The sequence below is a fragment of the Mesorhizobium sp. WSM4816 genome (genome assembly GCF_055811535.1).
In genome coordinates this window covers 29,386-43,264 of sequence record NZ_JBVVQR010000001.1, presented here as the reverse complement: position 1 = coordinate 43,264, position 13,879 = coordinate 29,386, and the positions used below count along the sequence as shown (strand labels likewise).

The following is a 13,879-nucleotide window of genomic DNA, read 5'->3' as shown; positions in this document are numbered from 1 at the left end:
TGAGGGCGCGGTCCTGGCAAAGCCGGAACCGTGGTTGAGGTGAAGGCGATCGGCTCCTTCGTGAGTTGGCTAATGAAGGGTTCCTCCTTTCGGTCAAGTACCGGAAATATTAAGATCCGCTAATGTTGTTCGGCGATGAGCAAGGACAACATCATTTCTTTGGACGGGGCCATCAGGGCCGAAATCCGCAGGAACCTGGCCGATGTCATGGGATTGCACGGCTTCGACTTCGAAGTCGACACCATACTCTCCAGTTGGGAAGGCACGATAGATGATCGTCAGGTGATGGAAGCCCTACGCATCATTAAACTCGCCGGCTTCATGTTCGACGAGGTTCCGTACAGAGCAGACTGAAGTGGCTGCGTTTGCCCGCCAAAAAAGCCAGATCGTTGGCCTGATGAGGGTTCGGCTGCGGATCAAGCGCGGACACTCGACGCGGATCGCGTCGACCTCCGCGGCCACCCCGCCCCCACTGGCATTGCCAACAGAAGAGCCGCCAAGCGAGGCTCGAGGCTATTGTCCCGATTGCCGTCGCACCAAAACGCCAGAGAGGCTATGAGCGCAGTGATCATCGACCAGCGCCTATAGACGACGAGGCCCAGGATTCCCGTGCAAATCAATGCCACGACGACGGAAACCTGCATTTCACATCCTGACCATCGGGGGTCCAGACCCTGACTGCGCCGCCGGAACCGCCGAGCTAGAAGGTTTGGGCTTCACAAAAACGAGCGACTCTGATTTCCTTGGGACAGGGTTCGTCTGCGCGGCGTCGATTGACCCTGGGAGGAGATCGCCGTGTTGCTTGCCATTGTCGGCGTTGCCGGTCTTGCCCTGGCAATAGGGTTTACGTTGCGCGCGCCGGCGCTGATCGTGGCGACCTTGGTGGTGATCGTCGGCAGCGTCGCTGTAGGCAGTTTTCTTCACCTGTCTGTTCCAAACACCATCCGCTCGACGTTTTATCTTGTTGTCGTCACCCAAATTGCCTATCTGGTCGGCCTTGCAATTGCCGTGCTGCGGCATCGCCCAAAGCGACAATAAAGTGGGCGACAATCCGTTGTGGGCGACAATCGCTTGAGGCCGTTTCTGCCGCGCCCCCTGACATAGCCCCCCTTACATAGCCAAGGTCAGGAGGTCTGATCGAACTTCATCATGGCCGGTATCGTCCGCATCAGGATCGAAAGATCGCGGCGTAGAGACCATGTCCGAACGTACTGCGTGTCCAGCAATACGCGATGCGAATACTCGGTCGTGTTTCTCCCGTTTATCTGCCAGAGGCCGGTCAGTCCTGGCCGCGTCTTCAAATATTCATGCGATGCTGCGCCATAGCGTTGCAATTCGTCGGCAACGACAGGACGCGGGCCGACGCAACTCATGTCGCCCCGCAAGATGTTGAACAACTGCGGCAGCTCATCCAGGCTCGATTTGCGAAGCATCCTTCCGAAAAACAGGATACGCGGATCGCAGCTCAGCTTCTGATTGGCCGCCCACTCCTGGGCGGCTTGTGGATTGCAACTCAGATGCTGTTCGAGCACCTCCTCGGCATTCCGCACCATGGTGCGGAACTTGTAGCAGTCGAAGGCCTTTCCATCGAAACCAATGCGCTGGTGAACGAACAGCACCGGACCGCCTGTGGTCGCCTTGATCAGAAGCGGGATCACAATCAGGATAGGACCGGCCAGGATGAGCGCTGTCGAGGCTACCATCAGATCCAGCAGCCTCTTGGCCCAACCGCCGAGCGGCTGTCGGCTTTCGCTCCGCGCATCGTCCTCAATGCTTGCCGTGCGCATATCCGGCTCAAACGGAACGGCGCCATGGTCATGGCTTGCGTTGATTTGAGGCGAAGAAAGGTCCGGCGTATTCGATCTCGCGGCCGCGTCGCTTTCGCGCCGAAGAAGCGAAGTCGCGGCAGGCCTGGCTCCGCTCAGTATAACCCAGCCTTCAATAGCCAGGTCTTCGCACTGCCGCAGGTTACTTTCGATCACGTTGGACATTTTCCGCTTGCGCTCGATTTCAACTTTTCGTTTGCATTTTGGCGACGATGGTTGATCTCCGGCAAGCAGGGAAAAGGTGGTAGATCGGGGGTGTTTGGCAGCGTGGCCTACCCCTTAGTTGCTAGGCCGGGTACGGACGAATGGCTGCTCCGTGCAATGCCTGGCAGGATTTCGGAATCGATTGTTCGGCTCGCGACGCCCTGAAGGGGCGCGGATTCACTTTGACAGGTGCCGGATTGACGGGGCGGTGTCGAGACTTGCCGCTGGGCTCTAAAGCGCGTCGCGTTTGAACGGATTCATGCGACGCGCTTTAAGTTCTTGTCTGATGCATGTCGTCGTCGCGCGAGACCGCTGCGCACCCTCGGTTCGAGCTGGAGGGCATGCTTTTGCGCGACATGCATTAGCTCGACGCCACCGCGAGGAGGACAGCATGTCAGCGCGGCGCCTGACCTGCGCGCTTCCGGTAACGCCGAGCCGAAACAGTACGAACACGTGTCATCAACACGCCAAGGACGGAAGAATTGGTGCTTTTGAGTGTCTGCGTCAGGTCTTCCAGTTGATCAAGCGACGTCACGCCCCACTGCGCCACCACAATCACGCCATCAAGAAGCGGGCAGAGAGCAAGGCCTTCGGCTCCTGAACTAAACGGTGGGAGTTCAACAATGACGATACTGTAACTACCAACTTCGTTCAGCAATTTCTCCATGTTATCGGGAACAAGCAAATTCGCCGAATTCGACGCATCGTTCTTCAAGTAATAAAACGATGTCTTTTCAATGAATCGGATTTGCTTGCCGATGTCTTTGGGGCTGCCGGAATCCCGATCGATCATGTTGAAATCGGCGGAAAAGAGACGTTCGTTGGCCAGTGCCGACTTATCGTCGGCGTTGATCACGAGGGTCGCTGTGCCCGCTCTCCCACACAGCGCCGCCAGATTGCTTACAATGGTGCTCTTTCCGTCGCCGGGGGACACGGATGTAATTCCGATGCGACGCCTTGAAGGGTTGGCCCCGGCCAGGCCCATGATCGCCTTGACGCTCCTGAGGCTGCCGCTGAATGAAGAGTCCGGGTTCCTGAGCACCTCGTCAAGCCGGCCAAAACCACCCCGCCTGAAGCTGACCGGCGGCAATTCTCCAATACAGGCCAGGTCCAGTTCGCGACGGATCTGACGCGGGGTCCTCACGTTCCGATCGAGCCCGCGTCGCGCCACAGCGAACCCGATGCCAGCTACCATCCCGGCAAGTGCGCCAAAGGCGAGGATCAGCGTCTTGCGCGGCCGACTTGCCGTCTTGGGGCTCGTCGCGGACGTGATGACGCGAGCATCGGCGATCAGATAAGGCTGTTGGTCGACCGAGTTTGTATACGCCGCGAGCAGGCTCTCATACATCTTTCGATAGGTGTCGGCGGTAACCTCCAACTGCTCCAGCGTAATCTGGTGTGTTGGCTGTCCTTCGCTGTGTGCGACGTCCTGTCCGGCGACGGACGTCTCGTCCTGACCGATGCTGTAGTCGTGTTTTGCGCGAAACTGCTGGGCGACCCGGGTCGCCCGGTTCATCTGATCACCGACCTCCCGCATCCGCCTTTCCAACCATGCGATGCCTTCGCTAGCCGTTGCCGTTGTCGTTTGCACTTGCTCGCGCACGAACGCTTCCGCCGTGGCGTTCGCGATGCGTGCCGCCAATGCCGGATCCTGAGACTGGAATGTGATGTCCATTGCATAGGAGACACCGACACGCTGGACATCCAGGCCATCGCTGAACATCTCCACCGCCTGACGCCGACGCTCGGATTCCAGCTGCGGGCTGTTCGCCTCCATTCGATCCGGCCAGGGAAGCACGCGATGGAAGAAATCCGTCAGCGCAGCATTGCCGGCATGGAGCCCGCCGGCATCGACGATGCTCGTCCAGGCTCTGCGAAACCTCTCGCCTATGGTCGGACCGTCCAGATCTGCGAAAGTTGGATTGTCCATGAGTCCAAGGTCATCGATCACCATCATCGCGATCTTCTGGGAGCGCAGAACTGCAAGTTGGCTCTCGACCTGAGCGGTATCGAGCGACAGGTTCACTTCGGCGGGTTGCTGCTGAAGGTTTTTGGGTATCTTCGGTTCGATCAGGATCTGGGTGCGCGCCGAATAAATCGGATCCGAGGTTGCAAAGTAGAACGTGGCGAAAACGATTCCGGCGACGACGAACGCCAGAATCGAGAAAAGATACTGCCGAGCAAACGAGACAACGTCAGCGAGGCTGATAAAGTCCTGCGGTGCGTCCGCCCCGAGCCATGGCTTGTGAGCAATTGCCGCCGACGGCCGGTCTAGCATGGCTTCAATCCATATCTGCAACAAAAAGAGCGGCGAACTGCAACGGTCGAGCAGCATCGCCACCGATGGGTCCCGGTTCGAGCATGCAGCCGCGCCACTGTTATGATGACAACCGTTTAGCTCGATCGGCCCAACAGGTGGGCGCCAGGAAACATCTCATTGAGCTTGTAGACGACCTCCGTCCTGTTCGTCGCCTTCAGCTTCTTCATGATGTTGCGGATATGGACCTTGACCGTGCTCTCGCGAAGGTTGAGCTCATGAGCGATTATCTTGTTCGCCTTCCCACGCCTGAGAGCCTGGACGACCTCTTCTTGCCGCTCCGTGAACACACTCGCCATGGGCCTTGTCATTTCGACTGACGTGTCAATTGCCTTGTGCTGGGCAAGCACGCTGCTTGCAGGGACAAATGTGCCACCGGCAAGGACAAGATTTACGGCTTCAACACAGATCTCGAACCGGATCGATGAAGGGATGTAGGCTTTTGCGCCATAATTCAACGCCTTCAGAATCTGCTCCAGATCGTCGGTATCGGCCAAAATCACCACCGGAATCGGGTGGGCCTCATTCACAAGATCGGCAATTTCGCTGCCGGTCCTTGCATCTGTCACCTTTCGGCTGCCCACGTTCAGCAGAATGGCCGATATCGACAGTGCATTCTCTTGATGCCGCCACTCTTCGATCGAACCGAACGACAGGATTTCCTTGCCGATGCCATAGGCGGTCAGACATTGCGCAAGACATTGCCGGTCAAGCACTCGCTCGTCCAGCAGAGCCAGGCAGGATTCGGTCAAGCCGTGTCTATGCAGATGTATTCCATTCCCGGCCTTGCGCGATACGAATTCCAGTGCACCGGGTGATTTGTTATCCAGTTGAATTGTCGGAACCATGAACTTACTCCCCAAACTCTACCCAACGTTTCGAGATCCAGTACGAGATATACTTCAGGCAAATACTATTTCCCGCGAACAGTGTTCTGTTCGCGTCGCCTTCACTATAACTGCGGGATTTCCCAAAGCCCCACCTTGGACAGCACTACCCCGTCACTAATGTTTATAGCCTAAAAGCTGTGCCTTCACTAATTTAGGTTAACAAAACGTAAAAAATTTTTGCCCCTTCACTTGGCCGTAGTAATTTGGTCTAGGAGGGGTTAGCCAGAGAACACACCGACCGCGATCTGGACCGCGCGTTGTTTGCCAGGCGCGGGTAGCCCGTCGGTAAAGACAGCCGTCGTCGCCGATAGCCAGTGCGGCTTCAAGGCGCGTCGCGCCGCGTTTGCATCGTGCGCCAAAACAAGTGTCAACCATCGATATACCTGTCGTCGAACTCGGCAAACTTCGTTACGCCCAGCCGATCCAGCACGCGGACATGACCTTGGCGGAACTCCAAAAAACCGCGTTCCCGTAATTCCCGCAGCATTCGATTGACATGGACCGGCGTCAGGCCGAGCGCGTCCGCGAGGTCGTACTGGGTGAGAGGGCATGCAAAGCCAGTGCGGCTGGCAGCGCCGACGCGCTCCAAGCGCGCTCTCAGTTCGAGCAGCAAGTGCGCTGTACGCGCCAGGGCGCTGCGTCGGCCTATATTGGTGAGGTGTTGGGCAACAAGCGCTCGCTGGCGCGCGAGCGTTTCAAGAAAAAGCGAGGCTATGTGTGGCGACTTTGCTGCTCCAAGAGCAAGCGTCTTGGCCGAGGCTTCCAGCACCGCAAGGTCGGTTTGAGCCACAAATGTCTGAAGAGCAGCGCCCGTGTAGGTCTGTGGCAGGACAATGTCGCCCTTCAGGGCAAAGTCCAAAATCTGTCGCTGTCCACCGGCAAGGTCATGAGAAATGCAACCCCAGCCAGACTCGATTATGAAGACGCGATCGCCGTCCTCCCCCTGATTGACGATAGCGGTCTCCGCCGCATATCGCTTCGGCACGAAGCCTAGCGCCTTGATATACGCCTTATCGTCGCTTTTGACTGCGACTGAGGTCGGACGGTTTTCATTCTCACTCAATGAAAGGCTTGTAGCATACGTCATTCGAACCCCGCCAATCCTCCCCTGATACCCTCCCTACGCAAAAACGTACTCCAGCTTTGATGTGTTGAGTACCCTGCACGGGCTACAACCATTGGGTGATATTGCACTGCACTCTCACAAAAAAGCAAGGATCACGCCTGATCGAGCGCAGTGGCACCCGAATTCATCATAAAGTTCGACCGCCCTTCTGCACCATCCATTCGAATGGCGAGGTCTCCGGCGGTCGGAAGTGCTTGGCGACACCGTGCAACTTTCGAACACGCCACCCTTCCGGATCGCTTATGGCTTTCGGCGTGACTGGCTCGCCTACCGACAGCAAGGCCAGGCATTGCTGCTGGCTTGCGATCGCGCTGACGTTGTCGGGGGCGAACCGGCGGTCGTTCAAAATCGGGCGGAACGTACCGCTACCCCATCCATGCAAGCTTCTGATTTCACTCGCAGATTGCACCTCGGGGTTCCGCCAGATCGAGCAACACCGGGTCACTCAGGTGCAACCGCCGCAGGCCAGATGCGTCACAAACCGGCAGGTCGCGCTGGGCCCGGTTCGAGATTTCCTCATTGCGGTGACGAGGTTTGAACGGACAAGAGCGTTCGTTCACAGGTTCGGCGACTCGATGAGTAACCTTCGCTGCAGTTCCAGGAACAGGTCGATTGACAGTCCCTCCTTCGAGCCAAATTGTCTCCGGGTTCAGCCGCGACACAGGCGCGAGGTATACTCCATTCGCGTTAGCTTCGCCCCCCGATTGCCTCGCAGCTGCGAAGAGACCACTCGCCACGTACCCTGAAGAGGGGGTATGTCTGACGCTGCGGGCGGCCGCTTCAACCGCACTGGATTGCTCGGCGCTTGATATGTTGAGCAGCGTTGCGTCCGATCGTTGCCATTGACGAAGAATGCTATGCGCCGTCTTCAAGGTGACCGCATGGCTGTTGCTCATCGCCGTCTTGGCCGCGACCTCGCAAGGGATAGCTGGTTGAGACGGTGGGTGGCGGTGAGGCTCCTACGGCTCCACCCGCTCTGCTCTACTCCTAATTGGTGTCGCCCTCCTAAATGATGCCGTGCTAATGTTCTAGCCGGCTTGGGAGGTTCCAATCGACCTCATCGCGAATGTTTTCGCCGGCACGTGGGCTGCCGGGGTGCTTGCCGCCATCTGGTATGTCTGGAGGCGGCCCTCGCTGCCCGTTGCCGAAAACAAGCAGGACCGCGATTTGCGGGAATGGCTGGACGGGCAGATGTAGAGGGCGCTTGTGCCGGGGCGAAGCAGCGCCCGACCCTGGTCGAAACGATACGGGCCGTCCCGGCGCCCGCGAAGAGCGCGCCCAACCCGGTGTTCGGCGAGGTCGTGCCGCAGCACGGCGCGAAGACCGGCCGTCAGCGCGGGAATCGCAAGCGGCGTTAGGCATCGCCACCGCCAGCCGCTGGGGCTTTTTGGCTGGGCTACCGGCTCGCCGAGCGCGAAAGAGCAGCGTCTGCTTGATCGGCACTGCTCAGGAATTCGTCGCGTTCGGCTATCCACAGATCCGCATAGTCGACATTCTGCCACTCGGCAAACCACGGACCGCCACTTGTATAGTGGACCGCCTTGGGTGTGCCATGCGCCGGCTTTTCGTTCCAACCTTCAAGCCAGTTCCACTCTACCGGCAGCGAGCCCAGATCCTCATCGTCGACCCACTGCATTCGGTGGAGGTAGGCGCCGCTTTCGCGGTTCACGACCTCCGGCGTAAGCGATTTAACCGCAGGATGCGCGCAATTGAACAGCATCAGCGAGGACCAGTTTTTTCGAGGGTAGGATGTCTGGACAACGCCATCCATCTTGGTGGTGGCCTTCGGCGTGTAGTCGTGCTGGACACAATAGACCGCCTTGTTCGACTTTGTGTATTCCAGCAGACCTGCGACGTCACCGAGCCACAGGAAGTCGCAATCGCAGAACAAAGCCCAGCCCGTATAGTCGGCGAGAAAAGGCGTGAGAAACCGCGTATAAGTGAACTCTGTTGACGCGAGCGGATCTTTCTCCCTCCAATACAGTTCACGGGCACGCAGCTCGTCCTGCTTGATTGGAATGACGGAGACGGGCACCGAAGCGTTTTTGAGCAAAGAGTGCCGCGCCACGTCGTAGGCGATCGGCTCACGGCTGTCCCATCCAACGAATACCCTAAACGCATCAGTCATATTCAGTACCTTGGCTCCAATTTCAAAACGGGCACACACTAACTGTCCGGCAACAACTCGGCAACAATGGCGCGGAAATTAGCCAGGGCGATTTCTGAAACCCGCGGATTTGCCGTTCACCCCGGCCCGGCTTTCCTCGGCGCACCTCGACTTGCCACCCAACGCGACAAGCGCCCATTTCTGATAGGTGTAGCCGGCCGAATAAGCGGCGACCATCGCACCGGTCGAACCGTCCAGAAACCCCAGCCTGAAGACATAGCTGTTCATATAAGCCCAGACCGAGCGCAAAACCGCCTTGCTGATCGAGCTTTTTTTCCCCTCGGCAAGCATCCGCGCGGCGGACGCTTGCGCGTATCTGCCGATCTTGTCATGCGCGTCCGCCAGGTCTGCGATGGAGTCATGCTCCATGGGATGGGACAATCGCGAGGCCTTGCCATTCACCACCACCTTCTCATGCACGGTGTCGTTGCTGAAGCGACCGGACTGGCGACGGAAAAGCCTAAGCACCAGATCGGGCGACCAGCCGCCATGGCGGACAATGCGCCCGCAAAAACGCGATCGTCTTGGTATTTCGAAGCCGTCACAGCCTTTCGGGTTGGCGATTGCGGCCCTGATTTCCGCGGCCAGCGGCGGCTCGACCCATTCGTCGGCATCGAGCGAAAGGACCCAATCGCCTGTCGCCGCGGCGAGGGCGCGGTTTTTTTGCGCGCCGAAGCCCGGCCAATCGAGTGTGATCAGCACCTTGGCCCCGAGCCCACTGGCGATGTCCCTGGTCTGATCAGTACTGTTATTGTCGAGGACGACGATTTCGTCGGCAAAAAGTACCGAGCGAAGGCAACGTGCAATGCACGCTTCCTCATTGCGGCTGATTATGACGACTGAGAGCGCCGACACGGTCAGACGGTTCCGGCATCAAAACTGCGACTGTTGTTCAAATGAAACTGTCCCCCCGGCCGGTTGGCACTCCGGTGATCCTAACGGATTCAAAAAATATGTCGAAAATTATTTCAGGTCGAGATTTTCGTACAGCGCTATCATTCTCCTGATCATGACGTTGAAATCGTAGTGTTCGGCTGCCGCCCTGACCCTAGCCGCAGTCTCGGGCCGTGACGACAGCAGCAAGGCGCGAGCAAGCCCGGCGGCGAGGTCGTTTGCGCTGGCTGCGTCGCAAACAAGCGTCGGCTCGAAGCGATCGACAAGCTCGCGCGCCCCACACCCGGTGCTGACGACGGCGGGCAAGCCGCTGGCCATGGCTTCGATCACCACTGTGCCGAATGGATCATAGATGGAAGGCAGCACGGCAATGTCGGCGGCGCCGTACCATGGCAGCGTATCTTTTTGCGGCCCCAGCATGCGGAGCCTTGCACCAAGACCAAGCCTGTCACCGGCCCGCTGGAAGGTATCGGCGCGCGAATCGTGGCCAATGACCCATAACTCCGGCTCACCATCGAGCATTGCGACAGACTTCATCAAGGCAAGCAGTCCTTTTCGCGCAAAACCCGAGCCAACGAAGAGAACGACCGGCCTGTCATCGTTGACGCCAAGCCGTGAGCGGACCACGGCCCGATGCTGTCGGCGCAACTTAGGGTTGAAGCGCTCCAGGTCGACGCCGTTGGGAATATGGTGCACGCGTTTGGCCGGATAGTCGTAGTGACGGACAATGTCCTCCGCCACCATTTTCGAAATGGCAATCACCGCTTTAAGCCGTGGGCTGCCATAGGTCGCGCGCTCGAGGCGCAGCGTCTGGCGGTGAAACGGGCTCAGCGCCATCGCTGCCGTGCCAAGCCGCGTCTCGAAACGCCGTCGCTCGGCAAGATAGGCGGCATGAACGCCTTCCCCGGCCCGGAAGACGTCGCAGCACGGAAGGCGATCATTGCTCTGCACCAGGGCCGGCGGCATTTCGGCGATCTTGCGGCAGGCGGCTCGAGCAAAGGACGTCGCCCGCAGGGAGCGGGGAAAGCGGCGGCCGGCGCAGTGGATGAACTCGATGCCTTCGTGTCGCGGCCAGTCGCCTGACAGCACGGCCACCGGCCGTTGACGCGCGGCGAACGCCGCCATGATGTTTTCCAGCATGATCTCGCCTCCGCCAAAGGGCGCGTAACGCTGGCGCACGAACAGGATAGGCTTTTTCGGGTCAGCTTGAACCCGTTGATCATGCCGTGACAAATCCATGCGACCTCGCTACGCCCTTTTGCACCCCGATCAAGCTTTCGAACTTGGCGGGACTTTGCTCGCAGTCTATTAAGCGTGGCAAGCCGGTCCTGGATAGGGGCGCTGGCGTATAGTTCCGCGTGGTTGCGGCTATGCCACGACGGTAGACTGCTTTCAAGGCGAGGGTTTTTGCCGATGACCACCAGCCGTGTCTCGCCCGCCGACAAGGCCATCTCGGGCAAACGCAAAGTCGGCGTGGTCCGCCGCCTGGAGCGCTCGTTGCGACCGGGGCTGCGAAATCTCCGCGGTCTGCTCAAGGAGCCGTTTCTAGCCTGGGCGCATCCGGAAGCTCTGGCTTTCTACCGCAGAGCGATGCAAACCGCTTATCTGCCGGACGACCTGATCGACGTCGTCCCGCAACTCAAGATCCTGTATCTCGCCACGCCGAAGGCGGCGAGCAGCCGCATTCGCAGCAACCTTGCAGCCATGATTGGCAATGACACCGTGTCGGAGTGGCGCAACGACCAGAACTGGAAGGTGCACAACCGAAAAGCGTCGAGCTTGCAGGCGCCTCGCCATGGCATTGTGCAGTTCCATCGCATGGCCACAAGTCCCGAAGCCTTGCGGTTCACCTTCGTTCGCAATCCCTATACAAGGCTGTTGTCGTGCTGGGCCGACCAATATCGCGACCGCCCCCTTGTGCCTGGCTATGGCAGGGTGGAGGTCTATCTGGCCCATCGCGAAAGGGCGGATCCGTCGCTGCCTGTCGGTGCTGACAAGAGCCTGTCGTTTGCTGATTTCGTCGCCTTTGCCTGCACGACCTCGACATGGCGCATCGACAAGCATTGGCAGAGGCAAAGCGACATTGTCGACCTTCCAGGCGTTGTGTTCGACCTCATCGGCAAAACCGAGACTTTTGCACGAGATTTCGAACGGGTACTCGATCATGTCGGTGCAAGCGAGGAAATGCGACGCGCGGCGATGCCACCTCTGCACACCTCCTCGCGCCGCAGGCTTGCCGACTATTTCACGCCAGAACTGGCCGATACGATCTACCGCGCCTATGAGCGCGACTTCGATCAGTTTGGCTATCCGCGCGCGCTTCCAGAGTAAACGATCGGGGCGGAACCCTCAAACATACCCGAACGCCTGCATCAGCGGTTTGCCGCGTCCCTCGGTAAGCTCCTTCAATTCCATTTGACCCAGTTCGGTCTTCCAGCGGCCGCGGCCATCATAGATCGGCTTGTTGACCTGCTGGTTGCGGAGCGCGGCATGTTGGGGTTGCGCATCGAGTGTGAACCATCGTTGCGGGTTCCGATGATAGTCGAGCAAACTCTGGTCGAACGACAATCCCAGGAAGGTGCAGATCTTTTCGATGGTCGCTTCCGGGTCATTGACAAGATCTTCGTAGCGGTAAATCAGGACGTCCGTGCTGCCGCGCTCGGCAAGCACCATTGTGTTGTCCGAAATCCAGCGATCCAGGCTCTCGGTCGCATCGCCAAGCCGCTTGGTCAGCGAAGCAACGGTATCGCGCCCATCGCGTACCGGCATCACGAACTTCGCGCCCGGCACCAGACGTCGTATCCGGTCGACACGCCTGATATGACGCGGTGTCTTTTCAAGCAGCACCGACTTGCCCGCCCCAATGGCCGCCTGCTTCAGCTTCGAGTAGCGATACAGCGCAAGTGGGGTCCATTTGAAAAACACGTTGGTTTCTTCGAATGGCAAAAAGACATCGGCATGCGAGGCAAGGATCGTCGCTATCAGCGTGGTGCCGCTATGCCCGCAGCCGCAGACAAAGCCTTTGCATCGGATCAATTCACACCTGCCCTGTCGTTGGCATGAGATATGCCATGCCGCTGAAAGGCTTCATCGAGCCATTTCCAGTAATCGAGCCGCGCAAGCATCGTTTGTATCCCGCCGCATATCTTCATAGCGCAGAAGCGCAATCTTTCGCACGTGACTTGCGCCTGAAATATCAGACACCGCAGTGTCGCGCTAGGAGCCGTTTGCAGCGAGATTTGTCGGGTCGATTTGCGCAATGTCCCTCAGGCTTTTCTGTTCGGCGACGCCCAGATCGTCAAGCACTACTCCGAGAGGATCAGCGATTGCAAATATCGATTAAGGCTTCGGCGATCCGTTGCGAAGCCGGCACCTTTGGATCAATCGACAGATTGGCATTGAGGAAATCCCGGCTTTGCTCAAAATAGGTCGGTCTTGACCTGACCGCAGCGCGGATATCCTCGACGAGGTCATGCTCCGACAATGTTGGTTTGAAGGCGCCCATGGGCCTGTCGAACTCGACCATGGGCGAAACCGGCGGAAACAGCACCACCGGAATGCCGCAGGCGATTGCTTCGTAAACAGTGGTGCTTGGGCGCGTTACGAGCGCCAGAGCGTCCGGGAGCAGCTGTGCGAAATCCAGCGGCGATTTGTTCGGCATATCGACTTTTGCGAACATCGTGGGGTGGACGCTAACGACATGGGCAAGGCCGAGTTTCGCACATGCGGCTGCCACGGCTTCAATCGCCTGGCGATCTGCGGGATCCTCGATATTCCCCTTGAAGTTCACCAGCACAAAAAGCCCTTCGTCGTGCCTGGCACCAGCGCTTGCGGCGGCACGCTCAATGACCGGGGAGCCGACAACATATGTCGGCTGTCGCCTTTGCTGCAGCGCCGCTGGTCCCATCGACAGGATGTAGTCAGCTCTCACAAATCGATGCGGCCGCAGCTCTCGCGCACCTCCGATGAGGCCGACCACACGGACCATGCCGAAGTTGATAGAGTCGATGAATCGCCTAAAAAATTGCGGCGCAAAGTCACTTCCAGTCACCAGCATGTCACCGGGCCTGATCATCCGCTCGAGGTCAGCAAAGCCGATATGCGATATTCCTCGGGCATTGAGTTCAGGTCGCGCTACGCCGCCGCGTTTCAATCCATCGAGATGCGCGAACACGCAGCGGATGCCGCGGTCACCCAGAATTTCTGCCGCGTCAGCCAGCAGCCGAACATTGTTGCGGTTGTGTGGGACGAAGTAGACCGTCCTCGTCGCTGCCCTGCCGCGAGCGTAGATACGCCCGCGCTTGAACAGATTTCCTGGATGCACAAGCCGGTACGCCGCGAGGAGCCGCTGCACAAAGCCATCGCTGACAGGAGAAGACGCCTTGTTTCCCAAACTACTACCCAAAGATATGCATCGCCTCTTGCCCGTGAAATTTAGAACGGCCGCCCGCCGGT

Annotated in this window: 12 protein-coding genes; 3 read left to right on the top strand and 9 right to left on the bottom strand. The window is 58.7% G+C overall.

Annotation, left to right across the window (positions count from 1 at the left end):
- The first annotated feature begins 135 nt into the window (after nucleotides 1–135).
- Nucleotides 136–354: a hypothetical protein gene (locus AC0L3H_RS00190; protein WP_091590003.1), complete on the top strand. Its 219-nt coding sequence runs from the start codon at nucleotides 136–138 to the stop codon at nucleotides 352–354.
- 441 nt (nucleotides 355–795) lie between these two features.
- Complete coding sequence (locus tag AC0L3H_RS00185; RefSeq protein ID WP_473584062.1) at nucleotides 796–1,038, top strand: hypothetical protein; 243 nt, start codon at nucleotides 796–798, stop codon at nucleotides 1,036–1,038.
- A gap of 86 nt (nucleotides 1,039–1,124) precedes the next feature.
- Here the strand turns inward: AC0L3H_RS00185 and AC0L3H_RS00180 are convergent, their stop codons facing one another.
- The 7 genes from AC0L3H_RS00180 to AC0L3H_RS00150 all read right to left on the bottom strand — a co-directional run bounded on the left by AC0L3H_RS00180 (nucleotide 1,125) and on the right by AC0L3H_RS00150 (nucleotide 10,663).
- The gene (locus AC0L3H_RS00180; protein ID WP_473584061.1) at nucleotides 1,125–1,991 is read right to left on the bottom strand and encodes a sugar transferase; all 867 of its coding nucleotides are present in this window, start codon (nucleotides 1,989–1,991) and stop codon (nucleotides 1,125–1,127) included.
- Between the two features lie 433 nt (nucleotides 1,992–2,424).
- Complete coding sequence (locus tag AC0L3H_RS00175; RefSeq protein ID WP_473584308.1) at nucleotides 2,425–4,365, bottom strand: GNVR domain-containing protein; 1,941 nt, start codon at nucleotides 4,363–4,365, stop codon at nucleotides 2,425–2,427.
- A 59-nt stretch (nucleotides 4,366–4,424) separates the two neighbouring features.
- On the bottom strand, nucleotides 4,425–5,195 hold the full coding sequence (locus AC0L3H_RS00170) for a response regulator transcription factor (RefSeq protein WP_473584060.1): 771 nt from the start codon (nucleotides 5,193–5,195) through the stop codon (nucleotides 4,425–4,427).
- Between the two features lie 409 nt (nucleotides 5,196–5,604).
- The gene (locus AC0L3H_RS00165) at nucleotides 5,605–6,324 is read right to left on the bottom strand and encodes a Crp/Fnr family transcriptional regulator (protein ID WP_051505893.1); all 720 of its coding nucleotides are present in this window, start codon (nucleotides 6,322–6,324) and stop codon (nucleotides 5,605–5,607) included.
- Between the two features lie 1,435 nt (nucleotides 6,325–7,759).
- Nucleotides 7,760–8,491 carry a glycosyltransferase gene (locus tag AC0L3H_RS00160; protein ID WP_473584059.1) on the bottom strand — a complete coding sequence of 244 codons (732 nt, stop codon included), beginning with the start codon at nucleotides 8,489–8,491 and terminating at the stop codon, nucleotides 7,760–7,762.
- Between the two features lie 78 nt (nucleotides 8,492–8,569).
- On the bottom strand, nucleotides 8,570–9,385 hold the full coding sequence (locus tag AC0L3H_RS00155) for a glycosyltransferase family 2 protein (protein WP_473584058.1): 816 nt from the start codon (nucleotides 9,383–9,385) through the stop codon (nucleotides 8,570–8,572).
- A gap of 108 nt (nucleotides 9,386–9,493) precedes the next feature.
- Nucleotides 9,494–10,663, bottom strand: coding sequence for a glycosyltransferase family 4 protein (locus AC0L3H_RS00150; RefSeq protein WP_473584057.1), 1,170 nt, complete (start codon nucleotides 10,661–10,663; stop codon nucleotides 9,494–9,496).
- A 174-nt stretch (nucleotides 10,664–10,837) separates the two neighbouring features.
- On the opposite strand from AC0L3H_RS00150, the gene AC0L3H_RS00145 reads away from it, so the two are divergent.
- Nucleotides 10,838–11,755: a sulfotransferase family protein gene (locus AC0L3H_RS00145; protein WP_473584056.1), complete on the top strand. Its 918-nt coding sequence runs from the start codon at nucleotides 10,838–10,840 to the stop codon at nucleotides 11,753–11,755.
- 18 nt (nucleotides 11,756–11,773) lie between these two features.
- On the opposite strand, the gene AC0L3H_RS00140 is transcribed toward AC0L3H_RS00145, so the two are convergent.
- Together AC0L3H_RS00140 and AC0L3H_RS00135 are read right to left on the bottom strand one after the other, a co-directional pair.
- Nucleotides 11,774–12,460, bottom strand: a complete 687-nt coding sequence (locus AC0L3H_RS00140) for a sulfotransferase family protein (RefSeq protein ID WP_287179669.1) — start codon at nucleotides 12,458–12,460, stop codon at nucleotides 11,774–11,776.
- A gap of 283 nt (nucleotides 12,461–12,743) precedes the next feature.
- Entirely contained in the window at nucleotides 12,744–13,817 is a 1,074-nt protein-coding gene (locus tag AC0L3H_RS00135; RefSeq protein WP_473584055.1) for a hypothetical protein, read from the bottom strand.
- Nucleotides 13,818–13,879: the final 62 nt, after the last annotated feature.

Bases quoted from the DNA above. Each gene is read 5' to 3' on its own strand.
- AC0L3H_RS00190 (WP_091590003.1), top strand. From the start codon at position 136: ATGAGCAAGGACAACATCATTTCTTTGGACGGGGCCATCAGGGCCGAA.
- AC0L3H_RS00180 (WP_473584061.1), bottom strand. From the start codon at position 1,991: ATGTCCAACGTGATCGAAAGTAACCTGCGGCAGTGCGAAGACCTGGCT.
- AC0L3H_RS00175 (WP_473584308.1), bottom strand. From the start codon at position 4,365: ATGCTGCTCGACCGTTGCAGTTCGCCGCTCTTTTTGTTGCAGATATGG.
- AC0L3H_RS00170 (WP_473584060.1), bottom strand. From the start codon at position 5,195: ATGGTTCCGACAATTCAACTGGATAACAAATCACCCGGTGCACTGGAA.
- AC0L3H_RS00165 (WP_051505893.1), bottom strand. From the start codon at position 6,324: ATGACGTATGCTACAAGCCTTTCATTGAGTGAGAATGAAAACCGTCCG.
- AC0L3H_RS00160 (WP_473584059.1), bottom strand. From the start codon at position 8,491: ATGACTGATGCGTTTAGGGTATTCGTTGGATGGGACAGCCGTGAGCCG.
- AC0L3H_RS00150 (WP_473584057.1), bottom strand. From the start codon at position 10,663: ATGGATTTGTCACGGCATGATCAACGGGTTCAAGCTGACCCGAAAAAG.
- AC0L3H_RS00145 (WP_473584056.1), top strand. From the start codon at position 10,838: ATGACCACCAGCCGTGTCTCGCCCGCCGACAAGGCCATCTCGGGCAAA.